A 20,869-nucleotide genomic window follows, 5' to 3' on the forward strand; every position below is an offset into this window, starting at 1 on the left:
GCGTCCATGTTTTTAGAATGATTTTAAGAAGATATAACGCTGATAATCTTTTAAAATTTCTTACTTTTCTGACAAGAAATAAGCAAGAAACAAGTGGAAAATTATTGTACGTTATACGCTCATAAATCATGTTATGAAGAGATAAAAGAAATTGTAAAACAAACACTTCCCAAAGCCAGAATTACAGATACGAATACTGAAGGAGGAAAAACAATGTTGGTCTCCAGGAAAAAAGGAATATTTGGTTCCAGGCAATTTTTTCAGATTTCATACCGGGAACGAGAAAAGCTGTCCTATACGATTGATTCGGTTACTGATGCACTGACTCGTAATTTGACAGGGATGATCGGGTATGTAGATGCTATTCAGACATCTAACCAGGAAATACAACAATTACTGATCGAAAAAATCAGGACGATTAATGCCGAGTTTCCAATATTGCATAAAGGTGATATGGATGATGAAATCGCACTTGTTACAGAAAAAATAAGCGAAGCACTAGATACCATTGCTTTTGTATCTCCTGAGTCTCCGATTGGTAAATCCGCTTCACAACATTTTCTCAATAACAATTTAGAATTACTTCTAGATGCTGATGGCGTATCAAAAGTATCTTCTCTTTCGGTAGAAATTGATGCAGCTTATTTTGATGGGAATCAGGAAGATATTACAGATGAACAGAAAGAAAGGAAACAGACGAGTGAGAAAATTTTAGAGCGACTGGAAATAAAAACTAACCAGCATTTACCGTGTCTTCCTTCAGAAAAAGAAATCCTTTTTAGAACTCCCAAAGAAATAGCGGAGAGAGTAGTTGGTTTGGCATTGACCAATATTGTTGCATTTAACGGAATTTCGGGAGAACAAGCCATCGCATATGCCAAAAAACATGGAGTGTATTATGTATTGACCCCAAATGAAATTGACTTTCTGACCAATCCTACTGAAGAGAAAAAGCATAGAGAAAGCTGGAAATGCGAAGGCATATGGGTTCTCATGTGGGCACTGAATATTATTAGTGATTTAGGAGCAATGGATCAACTTGTAAATTTAGATGAAATATCCGAAGAAGCATATCCGATAGGAGCAGAGAAAGATCCTAATATTTTTATAAATCGTTGTTTAGTCTTCAGGGATAAAAATCAGATATTGGATATGGCAGATCTATATTACAGAGCTGATTGGGCATGTGTCGATGCGAGGATGGGGGAAAATGAAATAAAATCACTCAATCCAGGGTTGGTTTATGAACGTCATTACGCATTTAACTGGTTAATACGCTATAGGGATCAGGAATGGGATGATGTAAGTTGTGATACCTGATACAACAACGGTTTTTTATTGGTGCCAAAAGGTCAATAATCAATTATCTTGTAGTGTGAAATTACGAGATGCACAATATAAGAAGGTGGATCAAAATAAAGTCTTCTAAATACTATATGATATTCTAGATACAATAAAATAATTACAGATGAAAGAGCATCAATATCAGGTTTCTATAAAGTGGACAGGAAATCAAGGAGAAGGAACAGCGGCTTATAAAGCATATTCCAGAGATTATTCAATTTCTGCTAAGGATAAAGCAAATCCTATCTTGGGATCATCTGACCCCTCTTTTTTAGGAGATAAAACAAGGTATAATCCAGAAGATTTATTAGTCGCTTCTGCCTCATCATGTCATATGCTATGGTATTTACATTTGTGTTCTGTTCATAAAATTATTGTGGTAGATTATGAAGATCATGCAGAAGGTATTATGGAAGAAACAGCTACTGGTACTGGGGCTTTTAAAGAGATTATTCTTAATCCTGTTGTTACGATTTCTGCATTAGAAGATGTAGAGAAAGCAAAAGAATTACATCACGAAGCAAATAACATGTGTTTTATAGCTAATTCATGCAATTTTAGTATAAAACACAAAGCGAAAATTGTTGTATAAAGTAAAGAAAAAGATTTGTAATACGTGAGTTATAAAGTAGGAATATTAGGGGTTGGAGCCATAGGAACTTTAATGGCTTCTCTTTTATATCCTAATAAAAAGCTCTCTCTTTTCCTATATAATAGAAGCCCGAAACAACAGCTTTCTATATTTAATGACAAGAAAGAAAAGAAGATACCTATCCACGTTGAAACTTCTTTACCTGAAAAAAGAAAGCTGGATTTTTTGTGTATTTGTTTAAAAGAGCATCAAGTCAAAAATGCACATACTTTTTTAACAGGTTTAATAGGTGTAGAAACTAAAGTAATCGTGATTAGAAATGGAATTCATCACAAAGAAGCTTTACTCCCATACACATCAGAAAGAAATATTATAGAAGCAGTTATTGATTGTCCGGTACAACCAATTGCAGATGGAAGATATGAGCAACTCAATAAACCAGTTTTAATTATAAATCGTACCGCATTCAGCGAGCTGTTCATCTCCTTATTTTCTCCAGCTGATATAAAAATTAATTGTATTTTAGATATAAAGACAATTGCCTGGAAAAAACTTTGTGAAAGTGCCGCTTTGGGAGCTATTCTTTGTTTAGCAGGAGAGAGTTGCTGGATATTCAAAGATCAGAGATTAGTCAATCTACATAAGAAATTATTACAGGAAGGAGTACAAGTAGCAATTGCAGATGGAGCAGAAATTAAGGAACCCATTTTTATCGAAGCAATACAAACAAAGTTAGTAAACTACCCTCCAGAGAAAGGGAGTTCTATGCTATCTGACAGAAAAAGAGGAGCTCCCATAGAATTAGGAGCTAAAAATCAGGTGATTTCCTCTTTAGGAAAACAATATGCTATAGAAACACCAATTCATGATTTGGTATGTATGCTTTTAGAGAAAACGAATAATAACCCAACTAGTTAAAAAATACAGTATGGAAGCCTCTAAAATTTTCAAAAAATTGTTGGTTCATAAGGCGAATCGATTGTTGATTTATAACGCCCCGGATCATTATGAAGCTATTTGTCATGGAATAAGTTTTGACCGACAATTCACAAATGCTGAAAAAAATGTTTATGACTTTATTCAAATATTTGCCCAAAAACAGGAAGAACTAGAAGCGGTATTGCCACAAATTATTCCATATGCTACTTATGATGGACTGTTTTGGATATGTTATCCAAAGGGTACTGGGAATATAAAAAGTAATATCAACAGAAGCACTACATGGGAGGCTTTTTCGTTGATTAATTATAAACCAGTAACTCAGGTTGCCATTGATCAAACCTGGACTGCTATGCGGGGAAGACCTGTTGATAGGGTAGGAAAATAATAAATACAAGATTATATGATTACGACTGCTATTAAAGAATCTATTGAAAAAAGTGTACTGTGTTGGCTGGCAACTGCTTCTAAAGAAAATATACCTAATGTTTCCCCAAAAGAAGCTTTTACACACTATAATGATGATAGTATTATTATAGCCAATATAGCCTCTCCACAATCGATGCAAAACATCAAAGAAAATGCACGGGTATGTGTTAGCTTTATTGATGTTTTTGTACAAAAAGGATTTCAGATAAAAGGAACCGCCCGCCTGATAGATATAACCGATGAAGAATTTAATATGGCGAAGGTACCCTTGCTGGAAATGACAAAAGGAAAATTTCCTTTTACCTCTATTACGCTTATAAAAGTAGAAAAAGTGAAAAAAATTATAGCCCCTTCGTATATTTTATATCCTGATACTACAGAAGAAGAGCAGGTTTCCAGTGCTTTAAAAACATATGTGCCAAATAAATAATGTGATGTAAAGCCTGAAAATTAAAGAATCATTATAATTATTTTTATTTAGACTCATTATAAATAAATATAATTTATTAAATTTGTATGCATAGGTAGGTTATGAAGTACATTGATATTGTATCAGTACATAACCTTTACGATTAAAAAGTAAGCTATTTAATGCTTTTTATATGGATACGATACATTTTGATATACAAAAATCTAATATAGAAGATTACCTGACGACTGCTATATTTGTTAATAATATAGACCTGAAAGACATATTATTTCAGGTAGAACAGTCACAAATTAAAGATCCTTCTCTGATTAATATAGCGGGAGCATATGAAGGAATTTCACCCTACATTGCTTTTCATTTAAAAAATCACTTTCTAAAGGATACAATTAGGGAGTATCAATATTATGGAGATAGGTTTACGCTCATGGAATATGCCAATACTGGGATTCCAGGGGATCATACAATTACCTGTCAAATAGATATTTGCAAAGATGTGGTGGAATGGAGTAATTTTAAGAATTTCGATTCCCTCACAGCTATTGAATTTGATTATTCGGATATTGGAAGTTTTAGATTCGAAAGGAAGCAATACGAAGCTGCTATATCTACCTTATGTAATAACCAGATAAAAGAACTATACGTATGAATTTCAATCAACTAAAATATATTATTGCAGTTGATAAATTTAAAAACTTTAATCGAGCTGCCATTGAATGTGAAATTGCACAATCTACCTTGAGTAGAGAAGTTCAGCGATTAGAAAAAGAACATGATATTATTATTTTTGATCGTTCTAGGCAGCCGGTAGTTCCAACCTTAAAAGGAGAAGAGCTTATACAAATGGCAAAAGAAATTCTAAAGTTAAAGAGAAGGTTCGTAGCTATTGCAGAAACTAAAAAAAACGAAGTAAGTGGTAGTATTAATCTTGCTATTGCCGAAATTTTAGCTCCATATATCACTCCGGTATTCATTAATTCTATCACCAAAAAATATCCAAAACTAAAAATTAATATCATGGAGCTAAGTGATAGAAAGATAGAAGATGATCTAAGTTCAGAAGCTATTGATGCAGCTATTATGGTTGCTCCTTCCTTATCACATGATTATCATCAGCAATTTTTGTTTAAGGAATCACTTATTTTATATTCTTCTGACCATCAATCTCTAAAAAAGAACAGGGAAAATAATAGCTTTAATTTTAATAGTATAACGCTTCATGAAGATATCAAAGAGCTGTTGCTAAAAATGAATGATGATACCATTACTAAATGTATAAATGAAGAGGTGAATGTAACCTATGCCAAAGGAAACTTAGAAACAATTAGAAATGTAATAGATTATAACAAAGGAAGTACCTTACTTCCCAAGTTGTCTTTATTGTATATGCGACCTGATGTGATGAATAAGGTATATACATTTTCTGAAAGCTCTCATGAGTTAAAAATTAACCTGATTACATCCCGTGGTTTTCATAAAAAAAGGATTACCAAAATATTAAGTAACGAAATCAAAGACAATATAAAGAGGGTAAATGGTTTGTATGCGTATTTCAAACCGATGAGAAGCTGTGTCCCCTCGTAAAATTATAAACATTTTAGTCTGAATTTTTTATCCATAGTGTTTGTTTCCCTGTTGTAATTTTTTTCAGCAGGGAAATTTTTATTGACACCACCAAAGGGGATAATATCCTAATGCTTACCCCAGGTAATTTACTTGACGTAATAATTGGAACGAGAGATGATATAAAGCATTCTTTATAAATAATGCAATGCTGTCTCAGATGATTAATCACTAAAGATAGTGATGCCTTTGTGTATAAATACATAATTATCATTGAATAAGCAATCGCTTTTTGCTATAGAGCTAATCGTTTTTTGTTATTAAGAATAATTCTAAATAACCTTACTTTTGAATCAATAAATAACGGTAATTTAAAAAGTTAGTGTAGTATGACAGAAGTTCAAAAATTAGCTACATTTTCTTCAAGTAGAAAATTTAGCGACTTATCCAAAGAAGCCATCAGAGAATTAAAAATACGAGTATTAGACTCTATAGGTTGTGCGATTGGAGCTTTAGAAGGTGCTCCGGTACGAAGGATTAAAGACCAAATTGAAGATTTTGGAGGAAACCCTTTAGCAACTATGATCGGAGGAAACAAAACAGCCCCTGACAGGGCTTCTTTTTATAATTCTGCATTGATACGATATTTAGATTATAACGACAGTTATTTAGCAAAGGGAGAAACATGTCATCCATCTGATACTATAGGATCTATTCTGGCAGCAGGACAGTATGCAGATATATCCGGAAAACAGTTTTTGACTGCCGTAGCCATCGCCTATCAGGTACAGTGTCGTCTGAGTGATGTTGCTCCGGTACGGCATAAAGGTTTTGACCATACTGTACAGGGAGCGTATGGGACTGCAGCAGGAGTCTCATATGCTTTGGGCTTATCACCAGAAAAAACAGCTAATGCCATTGCTATTGCTGGAACAGCTTACAATGCACTACGTGTAACCAGAACAGGTAATTTGTCGAACTGGAAAGGATTAGCATTTCCATCCACAGCTTGGACAGCTACACACGCTGCTTTTTTAGCCATGAGAGGAATCACAGGTCCCGAAGAAGTTTTTGAGGGGAATAAAGGATTCAAAGATAGTATTGCCGGAGATTTTTCTATTGATTGGAGTGCAGAAGATTTGGAACGTGTGCGCAAAACAATTATCAAAAAATACAATGCCGAAATTCACTCTCAGTCTACCTTAGAAGGAGTCATTGAACTGAGAAATAAATATGCTTTTAATCCAGATGATATAGCATCCATAACCCTACATACATTTGATGTAGCATATCATATTATTGGAGGAGGAGAAGAAGGAAGCAAAAAAAATATAAGAACCAAGGAAGAAGCAGACCACAGCTTGCCATATATGATCGCTGCCGCAATTTTGGATGGTAATGTACTTCCTCCTCAATATAAACCCGAGCGAATTCTCAAAGAGGATATTCAGACTCTTCTCAAAAAAGTACAGGTATTTGAGAAAAAAGAATATTCCGATAAATTCCCAGATCAGGAAGCATGTGATGTTACTATCATATTCAAAGATGGGAAAACCCTTCATATTGATAAAGTCGATTATGAAGGGTTTCATACCCGACCTGCTTCCTGGGATTTTATTTGTGAAAAATTCAATAATCTGTCAAAAGACTTTACAGATCAGGAATTGAGAAATAAAATAATAACCGTCGTACAAAATTTAGAAGACCACAGTATAAATGATTTAATGAATCTTTTATCTCAGGTAATTCCAGTAGCTATATAAAATAAAAAAATATGTCAGTATCAACAGTATCTCCAAATGGAGAAACAGCAACAAAAAAACAAGAAAAATTTATAACTAATCCAATTTCATTCGAATGGTTACAGCGCAACAGCAGAAGTCAGAAACCGAGAAGTACCGGATTAACAGAAATACGAGCAGCTTACTATTCTAATTTCGGACTGAATTATTTTCAGGATATATTAGAGACTAGTGGGAACTATGTAGATAGTATAAAGTTTGCCGGAGGATCCTTTACATTTATGAACCCTAAGAAAATAAGAGAAATTAATGATTTGGCACATCAATATGGTACACTAGTTTCTACCGGAGGGTTTATAGAATACGTACTGACCAAAGGAAAAGATGCGGTAAAAAAATACATTCATGAATGCAAGGAATTAGGCTTCGATATTATAGAAATATCAACCGGATTTATCTCAATTCCTACAGATGATTGGCTACGGGTAATAGAAGATGTACAAAAAGCTGGGTTAAAAGCCAAACCCGAAATCGGAATCCAGTTTGGAGCTGGGGGTGATAGTACCCAAAGTGAATTAGAAAGTGAAGGGGTTCAGGATGTAGGTTATGCAGTAAAGCAAGCCAAACGATTTATTGATGCCGGAGCTTACATTATTATGATAGAGTCAGAAGGAATTACTGAGAATGCTAATCCCTGGCGGGTAGATGTCCCAGCGACTTTTATTAATGAAGTAGGTCTCGAAAATTTAATGTTCGAAGCAGCAGATCCACAAGTATTCAAATGGTATATAAAAAATTACGGTCCCGAAGTTAATGTATTTGTAGACCATAGCCAGATTGTACAATTAGAATGTACAAGACAAGGAATCTGGGGAACAAACGATGTATGGGGACGTATTGTTACCTATAAATAATACCTATTTTTCACTCAACCACTGTACCGTATGTTACCAACATCTCTTAAGTGGGAAGGAGGCGATAATTCTCTCGCCTCCTTTGTGTATTATAGATAATTAAAACTGAGGACAAAAGTAGTTTTAACAGTATCAGAAGTAAAATACATATGACCTTGATGCGCTTCCATAATGGCTTTGGAAAGTGTTAACCCTATACCGGCACCGTCTTTTCTCGTGGTAAAATAAGGAATAAAAACACTGTCCTTTATCGTATCTGAAATACCACTCCCATTATCAGAAAAGAAAATATTGATCTTACTGTCATTCTGTGAAATCTCAATAGAAATATATGGAGCTTCCGTTGTCTGAAGAGCATGTATGCTATTTAAAATTAAATTAATAAATACTTGTTCGATTTGTTCCGGATCAATTTGAAGCCAGTAAGGTGTCTCCATATTTTTTTTAACATTGATGGTATGTTTGTCGAATTGTTGCTGAAATAATGCTACTGTATTTTCTATCAGCTCAGCGATATTCGTCATCTTCTTTTGTGGAAGCGGAAGCGCAGCTAGTTTTCTATAGGTGTTTACAAAGCGGGTAAGATGCTGTGATCTCTTTTTTATAATGCGCAGTCCTTGCGAAAGTTCATCTACATTTTCGGCAGTTAACTCATCTAATACAATTCCTTCGAGATTATCCGCCAAACTACTTATAGGAGTAATCGTATTAATAATTTCGTGAGACATCACATTCATGAGCTTATACCAGGATTCTTTTTCTTTTTTATCAATTAATTGTTGTACTGTTTCCAGTGAAATAATCTGATATTGAAAATCACTGTTTTGAATTACAGAAGTTTTTAGATAAAAGGTTTCCGAGGTATTATTAATTTTTAATGTAATGACATGTTTTAAAGAACCCCATTTTTTTGGGTTGATAATCTTTATAAGTTCCGGTATTTTGGATAAGAGGATGTTCCATTGATACAATTTGGGGATTTTTAGAAAATCACAGAAAGCCTGATTGATTACAAATATTTCGATATTTCCTGTTCTATTTTTTCGTAGGATAAGCATCCCATTAGGGAGATGCTCAATGATTTTATGAAAGATGATATTTTGAGAAGATTGTATCGTATTATTTTCTTTACTCTTTTCAATCAATAGTGCTAATTTGTTATAAACCCCTTGTGTTTTCTTTTGTTGAGAAATTGAGATGGAATAATCCTTGTGTAATAAACAGTCAATAATACATTCGATATCAACAGTAAGTTTTTTAAGGGCATCAAAAAATAACAAGATTTGTAATATCAGGAGTATTATAAATAATATAAAGGAGACCATGTATCCTTTTTGGTAGAAAAGAAGGAGTAGCATTCCCGTTCCCAGCAGCAACAGTATACGTAATAGATAAAGGAAGGATTGTTTCTTTGTCACAATTATAGTTGGTGTTTGTCGAGTCTTCTGTATAAAGCAGCTCTGGTGATGCCTAATTCTTTGGCAGTTTTACTAATGTTTCCCTGGTGTTTTTCCAAAGCATTTTGGATTAACATTTTTTCCGAAGTCTCCAGGTGTAAGGTTTGCACAGGAGTTGCCTCATATTTTTTAGAAGAAAAATGAAGATCTGATGGTGTGATAGCATTTTCTTCAGTAATAATAACTCCACGTTCGATTATATGTTCTAATTCCCGAATATTACCTGGCCATGAATATGCTGTCAGAGCAGCCATTGCTTGGGGCGTAATTTGATGGATTGATTTTCTGTATTTTTGATTGAGTTTGTTTAGAAAGTAATGTGCCAGTAATGGAATATCTTTGGTGCGTTCCCGTAGTGGAGGAAGATTTAATTCGATCGTATTAATTCTGTATAACAGATCTTGCCGGAAACTTCCCTCTGTAACCATTTGATGAATATTCGCATTGGTTGCACAGATAATCCGTACATCAATATCGCGTTCGATTGCTTCTCCCAAACGAGTTATTTTTCTATTCTGGATCACTGTGAGTAATTTAGATTGCAGGTGTAATGGAAGGTTACCTATTTCATCTAAGAAGATGGTTCCTTTTTGTGCCAGTTCAAAACGACCGATTGTATCTTTATGCGCATCTGTAAAGGCTCCTTTTGTATATCCGAAAAGCTCACTTTCGAATAAGTTTTCGTTGAGGGCTCCCAGGTCAACATGAATAAACGGATACTTATTTCTGTTAGATTGTAAGTGAAGCTCCTTCGCAAATACATATTTTCCGGTTCCATTCTCTCCCAGAATCAAAATTGTAGCATCCGTAGGAGCTACTTTTTTTAATAAACTCATAGCATCAGTCATCGCTTTGGAATGACCGATAATATGCTCTGTTTGTTGATGAAAATTTTTATTATCCAGCTGTTGTATCGATTCGAATTGCGTATTCTTTCTTTTGGATCTTGATAATTCTACTCCAGCATTAATTGTACTGTAGAGTTTATCATTATCCCAGGGTTTTAGAATAAAATCAGTGGCTCCTTTTTTGATAGCTTCGACAGCAAGATGTACACTGCCAAATGCAGTCATGAGAATAACTGTGGTTTCCGGGCTTATCTTTTTTATGTGTTCCAGCCAGTAAATCCCTTCTTTTCCATCTTCATAACCGATTCTGTAATTCATATCGAGTAAGACGACATCAATCGCTTCGTTAGATACCAGCTGAGTAATTTTTTTAGGCGTACTGGTAGTAAGTATCTGCTTAAAATACTTTTTTAAACTAATTCTCGCAGAAAACAATATATCTTCATCGTCATCTACCAATAGGATGGTCGCTTCTTTTTTTCTCATATACATAGTTACATAGATGTTTGAAAACGAACAAATAAATGTTCGAAAACGAACACCTTGATTTATGAGTATAATTATAAGTATCTGATTATTAGTTTTTTGAGAGTTTGTTTTTTTGTGGCATGTTTATCGAATCATAGGTAATAAACGATCAGTAACGATGGATAGACAACGAATACCTAATAAAAATAAAAAACGAAAGCGAATACTAATGTTAGGAATCCCACTATTAGTGGTGGTAAGTATTTTATTAATGAATCTTACCCGTAAAAAACAAGTAAATATAAAAAGAGAAATGATCTCTATAAAGGAAGTAAAACGAGGAGATTTTGAAGATGTCGTATTATTTAATAGTGTCGTGGTTCCCAAAAATACAATTCTATTGAATGTCATACAAGGAGGATCTGTTGCGGAGATATTTGCAGAAAATGGTCAGGAGGTACAAAAAGGAATGCCTTTGGTACGAATCTATAACCCTACGGCAGAACTTAATTTCCTTACACAGGAAACAGCTATTGTAGAGCAGATTAATAACCTTAGAAATATCAGAGCCACCATAAAAAATCAGCAACTCAATCTGGATCAACAATTATTGCAGATTGATAATGATTATAAGAATGCTTCAAGGCAGTATCAGATCGATACTGTGTTATATACCAAACAAGTTATTTCCAGAAATCAATACCAGACATCAAAACAAGAGTTTGATTATCAAAAAGACAGAAACGAAGCAATTAAAACCAGTGTTACTCAGGAAAAAACAGATAGAAAAATACAGCTGTCGAGAATAAACACCTCCATTCAAAATATGGAGAAAAGCCTGGAACTATTAAAAAAGAATAAAGAAAATTTTATTATCAAAGCCCCTGTAGACGGTTTACTATCCTCATTTAATCTAACCATAGGTCAGAATTACAACCAGGGAGATGCCATTGGAAAGATTGATATACTGGATGGATATAAATTAACCGCCAAAATTGATGAGTATTATATATCTAAAATCAATGAAGGAATAAAAGGAAAAATCAATAGTCAAGCCATTGATTTTGATATAGAAGTATTAAAAGTAGACCCTGAAGTTATTAATGGACAATTCGAGGTAGAACTCGCTTTTCATCTGGATAGTCTCCCCAAAACTATTAAGAGGGGGATGAGTGTCAAAACCAAACTTTTCTTATCCAATAATAAAAAGGCAGTACTGATTCCTAAAGGGATGTTTTATCAAAGTACGAATGGAAATTGGATCTTTCTGTTGAAGAATGAAACCACTGCAATTAAGAAAGCCATAAAAATCGGAAGAGAAAACCCTTTTTACTATGAAGTTTTGGAAGGACTCAAAGAAGGAGATCAGGTGATCACATCCAATTACGAAGATTTTTTGAATATCGAACAAATAAATATAAAACAATAAATAAACAGAGAGTATGATAATTTTAATAATGATTAGTATAGAATGTATTAAAGAACAGATTTTATTATTAATATAGGAGTTAATATCCCTTTTAAAGAAAGAATTAAAAATGATAGCAATAGAAAATATAGAAAAAATATACAGAACAGAAGAAGTAGAAACAACTGCATTGAACCAATTGAGCTTAACAGTAAAAAAAGGGGAATTTGTTTCTATAATGGGCACCTCAGGATGTGGTAAGTCTACATTATTAAATGTAATAGGACTTTTAGATACCGTAGATAGTGGTAGTTATATGTTTGACGGAGAAGAAGTAGCCCATTGTAGTGAAAAGGAAAGAGCCGGTATTCGAAAAGAAAATGTAGGCTTTGTGTTCCAGAATTTTAACCTGATAGATGAGCTTTCAGTCTATGAGAATGTCGAACTTCCTTTGATATACAATAAAGTTCCAGCCAAAGAACGAAAGAAGCGGGTAGGTGAGATATTAGAACGAGTAGGGATTAGTCATAGGAGCAAGCATTTCCCATTGCAACTTTCGGGAGGACAACAACAACGAGTTGCTGTGGCCAGAGCATTAGTGACCAAGCCAAAGTTAATCCTTGCCGATGAACCTACAGGAAACCTGGATAGTAAAAGTGGAAATGAAGTTATGGAATTATTAACCGAACTCCATGCAGAAGGAGCTACGATCATTATGGTGACGCATTCCTCATACGATGCTAAGTTTTCCAGTCGAATAGTCTTAATGAAAGACGGTATCATTGTATCAGAAGAAGAAAATGTCAATAAAGTAGACGTACTGATACAATAAAAGAGGTCATATCATCAATCAAAATCAACAGCAGTATGTTTCAAACATGGTTTAAAATATTTTTTAGGAATCAAAAGAAAAACTGGTTAAACATTGTTATTAATGTTTCCGGATTAACACTGGGTTTGGCAGGTTTACTCATCGTCCTGGTTTATTTTCACGATGAACAGAGTTACAACCGATGGAATCCCAATAAGGAAGTCGTATATCGTATATCCAATAAATCTAAAAGAAATGGGATCTGGCATGTAGGAACAGTAGCACAGACAAAATTATATAAAGAGAAAATTCCCGAAGTAACGGCTACCATAATGAGTGATCACCTATACAGGGGAGAGGTTATTACGTATAACCACACTAATTTTTTCTCAGAAAAAGTGTTGGAATCTCAAGGTCAGTTTTTCGATTTCTTTCCTTTTATAGAAGAAAAAGGATCCTTTGAACAATTCAAAAAAAATGACCAACAAGTAGCTTTGTCTACTCAATTTGCCAAAAGAATTTTTGGAAATAACAATCCTGTCAATAAGCGTATCAGAATAAAAGACGAAGAATACACCATTGCTTGCGTGTATGCTATTCCGGGAAATTCTCATTATCAACCGGAAATTATCTATCAGTACGATAGTGATATAGAGCCTACCTGGAGTAACTTTAGATATGAGATCTTTTTCAAAGTAAATGAAGGAGCAAAGATAGAAGCGGTGGTAGAAAAAATGAATAAAATAAACATTGATGAATACCATGATAAACATAAAGGAAATTTAACCATCGAAGAATTCGGAGAAAAATTTGGATTCATGACGGTCATTCCTGAAAAGTTAGCAGATATCAGATTGCATCCGGTGTCCAAAAGTGGTGGCCCTGAAGGTAGAGGGAATTATCAATTGCTTCTTATTTTATTAGGACTCTCTATACTACTAATTATTATTTCGTGTATTAATTTTATCAATCTTAGCACAGCATCCGTAAGCCAGCGAGCGAAGGAGGTAGGGGTCAAAAAGACCTTAGGATTATCAAAAAAGCAATTAATAGTGCAGTATGTTTCGGAGATTGTATTTCAGGGAATGTTAGCGCTTATTTTTGCTTTGATTATAGTAGAATTAATCTTACCGTATTTTAATGATTTTATAGGAAAAGAGTTGACAATTCACAATCCTTCTATTCTTCTTAAAATTGTAATTACTGCTATAGTAACTTCTGTAATTGTCGGAATAATTCCGGCGATATATTGGTCAAATTTTAAAACTGTCCAGGTTTTGAAAGGGAACTTTTCCAGAAGTAAAAAAGGAATCCATATTCGCAACGGGATGTTAGGATTTCAATTTTTAATTTCAGGTTTTTTTCTGATTGGAGTTCTGGTGATTTACCATCAGATTCATTACATGATTTCTAAAGATGTAGGTTTTGATAAAGAACAGATCATTGTGGTTACTATGTATGACGTAGGGGAGGATTATAAAAAATATCAACTCACTAGAAAGGAACTGACGAAACATCCGAATATCACTGCTATAACATCTAGTATGTTTGTTCCGGGAGAAGGGTTTGTAAATGGAACAAATTTAAACGATGGTAAGGATATCTCTTTTAGTGCTGCGACTAACCCCATAGATTTTAACTACATTAATTTTAGTGGTATTAAAATAGTAAAAGGAAGAGACTTATCAGAGAAGTTTTCATCAGATACGATTAACAATATACTTATCAATGAGACAGCCGCTAAAAGATTAGATATCTACAATGATCCCATAGGAAAGAAGTTGGGATCAGGCTGGATAGAAGATGATGAACCTAGACTGGTTGTTGTAGGCATGATAGAAGATTATCATTTTGACGGTTTTGATAGTAAAATAGCCCCTATGTTTTTGGCACATTGGAATACATTCTCTTTTGCCAAAAACTGGATTAGTTCCATCCAGTTCAAAGTAAAAACAGAAGATGTATCAAAAACAATTGCAGATATCGAAGCCTTTTGGAGGGCTAATATTGATGAGAAGTATCCTTTTGAATATGAATTTTTGGATAAAAAATTCGCCAAAACCTACGAAAAGTATCAAAAGCAACAAAGTATGTTTTTAGTATTATCTGTTGTCGTTATTATTATCTCTTTACTAGGATTGTTTGCTCTGGCTACACTGACTATTCAGCAGCGATTAAAAGAAGTAGCCATTCGCAAAACACTAGGTGCCTCCATACGAGAAATTATGTTTCAGCTTATTAAGAGCTTCCTGAAAATCACCTTGATCGCTTCTGTGATATTACTCCCGTTAGCATATTATTTTATGCAGAATTGGCTGGATAATTTTGTCTATAGAGTAGAGATGCCTTGGTGGCCTTTTATCTGTACTCCGGTTCTTTTGGTTGTATTAGTATTTGCAGTTGTTGGTTTTAAAGCATATCGGGCGACTAAAGTAGATTTAATTAAGTATCTAAAATTTGAGTAAGTGATGATACGATTGTGGTGTAAGTTATTTTATCGGCAGAGCAAAAAGCACTGGCTGCATTTGATTATAAATAATCTGGGATTAACATTGGGGATAACTTCTCTTATTATGGTGCTGTTATATTTTAATAATGAGAAGAGTTATGACCAATGGAATCCTAATAAGGATACTATTTACAAAGTCAGTCATAAGATGTTTAATGGGGAGTATTTCGATACTACAACCGTTCCCGAAGGACCTGTTTCTACAGAGGTAATCCCAGAAATAAGTGCTTTTGTATCAACTAAAACAGAATATTCAAAAGATGTCATAACATATAATGATATTTCGATTTTTCAGGGAAAAATGCTGGAGGTAGATTCTAATTTTTTTGATTTTTTTCCACATCCTATTCTAAAAGGAAATCCCGAAGAAATTTTAAAAGCTAATAATAGTGTTGTAATTTCTTCCAGCGTAGAAAAAAAATTGTTTGGGAATGCCTCTTCATATGGAAAAACGATTAAGGTAGGAAATAAAGAGTATATAGTTACAGGAGTATATGAACTGCAAAGACCTTCTATTATAGAACCCCAGGTTTTGTTTAAAAAAGAAATAGACAATCGCCTCTGGTGGGGGAATTATAACCGATATACGTTTTATAGGGTAAAAGAAGGAACTGATATCCCTGCATTAGAAAAAAAAATGTTTCAGGTTTTTGAAGAAAATTACTTTCGGAAAGAAGCAAAAGAATTAGGAATATCGGTACAGGAATATGTTGATATACAAGGAGCAATTCCTTTTGTAGAATCGTTAGAGTCCGTACGATTATTTACCAAAGGAGATGGGAGTTTGGAAGGGAAAGGAAATTATCCATTGTTGGTGAGTATGTTGATACTGTCCATTTTAATCATCGCTATTTCATGTGTTAATTTTATCAACTTATCCATAGCAACTGCAGTTTTTAGAGCAAAAGAAGTTGGCATTCAGAAAAGTAACGGAGTGTCTAAAGGACAGATTATCACCCAGTATTTTCTGGAAATAGGAATACAATGCCTCTTATCTTTTTTCTTAGCATTGGTTTTGGTAGAACTTATAGTTCCTCATTTCAATGATTTTATAGGTAAGGAATTAGCTATTACCAGTGGAGGAGTAGTATTTAGAGTTTTTCTGATTGTGATTGCTCTGATAGGTGGTATCGGAAGTATTATTGGAGGATATATCGCCAATTTTGATATTAATAAAGTACTCAAAGGGAATTTTTCGAGAAGTAAGCGGATGATTATAATGCGAAATGGGATGCTCGGGTTGCAATTTGTTATCTCTGGTTTTTTCCTGATTGGAAGCTTGGTTATGTATGCGCAGCTAAAATATATGAATGAGAAAGATACTGGGTTTTCGGGAGAGCAAATTATTACAGTAGCATTTAATAATCCTGAGGGAAATTATTGGGAGCAATATCAGTTGATAAAACAAGAATTAGAAAAACACCCTGGTATTATTACCATTGGAGCCAGTAGTGTATCGCCTGGATTGACTCAGAATTTTACATTGGATATGGATTATTTAGGAAAGGTAGTAGAAGTAACAGGGATTCCTACTGATTTTGGATATTTTGATATGATGGGAGTAGCAATGGCTTCGGGTAGGGATTTTTCAGCGACCTTTTCTTCAGATAGTTTGAACACTATTATTTTTAATAAAACGGCTATTAAAGCATTAGGAATAAAAGATCCGATTCAGAAAAAAATAAATTTGATAGGGAAAGAACTGACAATCATTGGCGTTGTCAATGATTACCATATCAAAGGATATGACAAGAAAATCGCTCCTGCTTTTTATGTACATTTTAATACCATTGAATGGTTCAATGAAACTTTTGAGACGGTACATTTCAAAATTAAAGAAAGAGAGATGTATAAAACGATCGCAGATATTGAACAATTCTGGAATGAAGAAATAGAAACGTCTTATCCATTTACGTATGCTTTTATGGATAAGCAATTCAAGAAAACATTTGAAAAGTACGAGCAGCAAAAAATAATCTTTCTAAGTCTCACTCTCATTGTTATTATTATCAGTTTGCTGGGATTATTTGCCTTATCCACTCTTACCATCCAACAGCGATATAAAGAAATTGCAATTCGAAAAACACTGGGAGCAACAACCCTTGTTATTATGAAACAATTATTCAAAGATTTTTTTAGAATAACCGTGATGGCTTCTTTTATACTATTGCCGTTGGCTTTTTACAGTACGAGCTTATGGTTGGATAATTTTATCTATAAGATTGATATGCCGGTATGGCCATATCTGCTGACTCCCTTCCTTTTGTTATTACTAGTATTTATGGTTGTAGGAGTCAAGTCTTATAAGGCCACAAAAGTAGACTTGATCAAATACCTGAAATTCGAATAACGAAATATTCTATTATAATAAAACCCGATACCTTTCTTGGTATCAGGTTTTATTGTTATAAGTAAGTTAGGTAGAAAATATTATAACCCCAGTTGGTTATCATAGGTTTGATTATCCCAAAAAAGGTATTCTTCAACCATTTTACCATTTTCCCAACGACCAAAAGTAACCATGGTATATTTTAATTTATTCCCGTTAGGAGGAATGACGGTACCATCATCCAGAGTTAATGGCTTCGTAAAAGTTGCTTCCTGAATACCGATTACTGCAGTCCAATCTCCACTGGCTATTCGTACGGGGTGCTCTTGTATTCTGGTATCTGGAAGGTATTCGAATTCTGGTTTTAACAGGTTGACATGAGGATCCAGTCCCACTTCAGAAAAACCATTAGGGTAGTATACTTTTATATCATCGGCATGACTTATACGAAAGCCTTCCCAGTTCTGATTGGTGTAATGCTCGAAATCCAACTCATCAAAAATCCGAAGACGTTCGTTGTTAATTCGCTCTTCTTTTTTAAATTGCAAGTATTCTGTCCAGGGAGATTTTGTAGTCTTAGAAACAGCATGAATAGCCATATCTTCTCTTAGAATCGCAGCATCAGTATCATTAAGTCCTAATTGTTCTGCAAAGGCTTTATTATCCCAAAAAAGATATTCTTCTACCATTTTTAATCCTTCCCATTTGGCAATAGTAGCCATTAATAAATTTAATTTTTTCCCATTAGTGGGGTTTGTTCCTTCCATTCTGCCAATTACAGCCGTCCAATCTCCATTTCCGAATTTTACAGGATGCCCGGTAATCTTCAGATCAGGAACCAGGTCGAATGCAGGTTTCAGAGAATTGGTATGTGCATCAAGTCCATGAGTGATGCTACCATCTGCATTGTGAACTATGATATCATCGGCATGACTAATGCTAAAAGCATCCCAATTCTGATTGTTATAGTGATCGAAATCGAGTTGATCAAATAACTCAATGCGTTTTTTAGTTTGTTGACGCTCTTTTCGGAAATTATAAAGTTCTCTTTTCCAAGAAGATCCTTTGGTGTCATCCTCTTCAGTTACAGTTTGTGTATTTGTAGATTCGTCTTCATTACATGAAAAAAATGTACAGACGATCAGTAATAGGCAAATGGTTTTAAGTGCGGTTTTCATATGTATTAATTTAAATGTATTACCCGTTTGACATCGATGTTGTGGATAGGTATTAATAAGGCAAAATTGAAAAGAAATACAATCAAAAAACTTTAAGTACTTAAAGAAATGTCTTCAGAAAAAAATATCCCTGTTAGCGGGTATGTTTTGGCTTTGTTATAGGAAATACATTTGATAACAACACAAAATCGTATCACAAAATGATACAGAATGTAACGAGTCATCATAAAACTTTCAGTTGTAGAAACAGGACAATATGAGGTGTTTTATTAAATGACAATTAAACTAATATTACCAACACATGAAAACAAAAATTACATGGCTATTAGTTATCCTATCTTCATGGATAACAGCTCAGGAAAATGATGTATTCGAAAGATTGCATAGTACAAAATTAGACAATCATCTTTTTATCACTTATGACGGGACCGATTTTTTTTATAAAGAATCTCATATTAACGAAGAGGAAACGTATACGAAAATAGAAAAAGAGGAAGCTAAAAAGTTTCAGATCAGTAATGATCATGAAAATACACTAAAGCTATTTTTACAGTTTTATAACCCTCTAAAATATACAATAGCCAGTTCGGTAACAGAGGAAGAATCTCCGGATTATGCTGCGATTATTTCATTTATAAACAACCTTCCTACAGATTTTACTTTTGCATCTGAGGCAGTAGAAACGGCGGCTGCTACTACCGGTAATAAAAAATATCAAACAAGGTCTAGAAATAAACAAGTAAAGAAAAGATATGAAGAGGTAAACAATAGTATTGATAATATGTATCGACAATCCCCTATTTTATATGACTGGATATCTGTTTTTGCAAATTCTCTGGAAGGAAGTAGATTTAGTGAACCGACTTATTCCTTACAATTAAAAAGAATAATCGATAAAATTAATGGCTTACAGACTGTAGAAAACTATTTATTCCAAAAATTTAAGATCAATGAAATTAGAAAAGATAAGGAAGAAAGAAGTGTTAATGAATGGATTCAATACATGACAGCAAATATACAGGAAGCTACTGATATAACTTCTTTTATGAATGTTTTGAAAACATCAAATACAGTACAACGGATATTGGAAGAAAAAAAAGAAGCCGCTAGAAAAAGTTTACAAGAATTACAGGAGTTGTTAAGTGAAGAATCCTTGTCATTAGAATCCGTATTAGAAAAAAAACAAGGTAAAACCAAGGAGGAGAAATTCAGAGAGCTAACAGCTAGTAAGCAGTTATTGATTTCTGCTGTGTATCTCGATAAAATGAAAGAACAGGAAGCAGCCATTACTAAGCTCAAAGAGCTCAACACAGAAATGAATGCCTTTTTAGTGCAATTTCAGAAGCAACCATCTAATGATATCGAAGGTTATAAAATGATACATAGCGATAAGTTTGGATGGAAATATACCAAAATGAGAACCTATGAAATTACGGGAACCAATCTGACAGGGGATACAAAGGGAAAAAAACGTGTAGTAAAAATTACGGTATCAAAAAGTCAGGGACGTATTGCTGTTTTTGGATCTGTGGGATTATTTTATACTCCATTTGAGTATAAAAATTACGGAATATCAGAAGATAAGGTTGCCGAAACACAGGGCGATCCGGTATACCTAAGACCTGCAGCATACCTTAATTTCTTATACAAATTTAAACATGGAGATCTCTTATATCCCATGTTTCAGGTAGGGATTACTCAGGGCATAAAAACACCACTTTTTCCGATAGGCGCAGGTTTTTCGATCCGAAATAACTTTTCGATCACCGCAGGTCCTTTAATTGCTTTTCAGAATGAACTGGGAGGTTTATCAATAGGAGATACCGCAGATGATGCACTTCTCAAAGATGATATAACAACCCATGTAAAATGGAGCTGGTATCTATCACTTAATTATAAATTTTAATTCCC

At 34.0% G+C, this 20,869-nt stretch carries 17 protein-coding genes; 14 read left to right on the forward strand and 3 right to left on the reverse strand.

What is annotated here, in order from left to right:
* The first annotated feature begins 93 nt into the window (after window positions 1–93).
* The 9 genes from HN014_RS17415 (at window position 94) to HN014_RS17455 (ending at window position 7,950) form a co-directional block, all read left to right on the forward strand.
* Window positions 94–1,320 carry a DUF4272 domain-containing protein gene (locus HN014_RS17415; protein ID WP_176030124.1) on the forward strand — a complete coding sequence of 409 codons (1,227 nt, stop codon included), beginning with the start codon at window positions 94–96 and terminating at the stop codon, window positions 1,318–1,320.
* 148 nt (window positions 1,321–1,468) lie between these two features.
* Complete coding sequence (locus HN014_RS17420; RefSeq protein WP_176030125.1) at window positions 1,469–1,936, forward strand: OsmC family protein; 468 nt, start codon at window positions 1,469–1,471, stop codon at window positions 1,934–1,936.
* A 24-nt stretch (window positions 1,937–1,960) separates the two neighbouring features.
* Entirely contained in the window at window positions 1,961–2,854 is an 894-nt protein-coding gene (locus tag HN014_RS17425) for a 2-dehydropantoate 2-reductase N-terminal domain-containing protein (protein WP_176030126.1), read from the forward strand.
* 10 nt (window positions 2,855–2,864) lie between these two features.
* The gene (locus HN014_RS17430) at window positions 2,865–3,263 is read left to right on the forward strand and encodes a hypothetical protein (protein ID WP_176030127.1); all 399 of its coding nucleotides are present in this window, start codon (window positions 2,865–2,867) and stop codon (window positions 3,261–3,263) included.
* A 15-nt stretch (window positions 3,264–3,278) separates the two neighbouring features.
* Window positions 3,279–3,734 (forward strand): pyridoxamine 5'-phosphate oxidase family protein, encoded by a 456-nt coding sequence (locus HN014_RS17435; RefSeq protein WP_176030128.1) that lies wholly within the window; start codon window positions 3,279–3,281, stop codon window positions 3,732–3,734.
* Window positions 3,735–3,906: 172 nt separating this feature from the next.
* Window positions 3,907–4,380: a hypothetical protein gene (locus HN014_RS17440; RefSeq protein WP_176030129.1), complete on the forward strand. Its 474-nt coding sequence runs from the start codon at window positions 3,907–3,909 to the stop codon at window positions 4,378–4,380.
* The gene (locus HN014_RS17445; RefSeq protein WP_176030130.1) at window positions 4,377–5,315 is read left to right on the forward strand and encodes a LysR family transcriptional regulator; all 939 of its coding nucleotides are present in this window, start codon (window positions 4,377–4,379) and stop codon (window positions 5,313–5,315) included. Before HN014_RS17440 ends, HN014_RS17445 begins: the two co-directional genes overlap by 4 nt.
* Before the next feature lie 368 nt (window positions 5,316–5,683).
* Window positions 5,684–7,057, forward strand: coding sequence for an MmgE/PrpD family protein (locus HN014_RS17450; RefSeq protein ID WP_176030131.1), 1,374 nt, complete (start codon window positions 5,684–5,686; stop codon window positions 7,055–7,057).
* A gap of 11 nt (window positions 7,058–7,068) precedes the next feature.
* On the forward strand, window positions 7,069–7,950 hold the full coding sequence (locus tag HN014_RS17455; RefSeq protein ID WP_176030132.1) for a phosphosulfolactate synthase: 882 nt from the start codon (window positions 7,069–7,071) through the stop codon (window positions 7,948–7,950).
* Between the two features lie 89 nt (window positions 7,951–8,039).
* On the opposite strand, the gene HN014_RS17460 is transcribed toward HN014_RS17455, so the two are convergent.
* Complete coding sequence (locus tag HN014_RS17460; protein WP_176030133.1) at window positions 8,040–9,368, reverse strand: PAS domain-containing sensor histidine kinase; 1,329 nt, start codon at window positions 9,366–9,368, stop codon at window positions 8,040–8,042.
* Between the two features lie 2 nt (window positions 9,369–9,370).
* A complete protein-coding gene (locus HN014_RS17465; protein ID WP_176030134.1) occupies window positions 9,371–10,741 on the reverse strand; it encodes a sigma-54 dependent transcriptional regulator in 1,371 nt (456 codons plus the stop codon).
* 160 nt (window positions 10,742–10,901) lie between these two features.
* Between HN014_RS17465 and HN014_RS17470 the strand changes: the two genes are divergently transcribed.
* The 4 genes from HN014_RS17470 (at window position 10,902) to HN014_RS17485 (ending at window position 17,801) form a co-directional block, all read left to right on the forward strand.
* Complete coding sequence (locus tag HN014_RS17470) at window positions 10,902–12,152, forward strand: efflux RND transporter periplasmic adaptor subunit (protein ID WP_176030135.1); 1,251 nt, start codon at window positions 10,902–10,904, stop codon at window positions 12,150–12,152.
* 109 nt (window positions 12,153–12,261) lie between these two features.
* The gene (locus tag HN014_RS17475) at window positions 12,262–12,963 is read left to right on the forward strand and encodes an ABC transporter ATP-binding protein (protein ID WP_176030136.1); all 702 of its coding nucleotides are present in this window, start codon (window positions 12,262–12,264) and stop codon (window positions 12,961–12,963) included.
* A gap of 35 nt (window positions 12,964–12,998) precedes the next feature.
* Window positions 12,999–15,407 (forward strand): ABC transporter permease, encoded by a 2,409-nt coding sequence (locus tag HN014_RS17480; RefSeq protein ID WP_176030137.1) that lies wholly within the window; start codon window positions 12,999–13,001, stop codon window positions 15,405–15,407.
* Between the two features lie 3 nt (window positions 15,408–15,410).
* Entirely contained in the window at window positions 15,411–17,801 is a 2,391-nt protein-coding gene (locus HN014_RS17485) for an ABC transporter permease (RefSeq protein ID WP_254884145.1), read from the forward strand.
* Window positions 17,802–17,881: 80 nt separating this feature from the next.
* On the opposite strand, the gene HN014_RS22570 is transcribed toward HN014_RS17485, so the two are convergent.
* Window positions 17,882–18,958, reverse strand: coding sequence for an ester cyclase (locus HN014_RS22570; protein WP_217704343.1), 1,077 nt, complete (start codon window positions 18,956–18,958; stop codon window positions 17,882–17,884).
* A 301-nt stretch (window positions 18,959–19,259) separates the two neighbouring features.
* Here HN014_RS22570 and HN014_RS17500 point away from each other — a divergent pair, with 301 nt between their 5' ends.
* Entirely contained in the window at window positions 19,260–20,864 is a 1,605-nt protein-coding gene (locus HN014_RS17500; RefSeq protein ID WP_176030139.1) for a hypothetical protein, read from the forward strand.
* The last annotated feature ends 5 nt before the right edge of the window (window positions 20,865–20,869 follow it).

Source organism: Aquimarina sp. TRL1 (assembly GCF_013365535.1).
Classification (GTDB): Bacteria; Bacteroidota; Bacteroidia; order Flavobacteriales; family Flavobacteriaceae; genus Aquimarina; species Aquimarina hainanensis.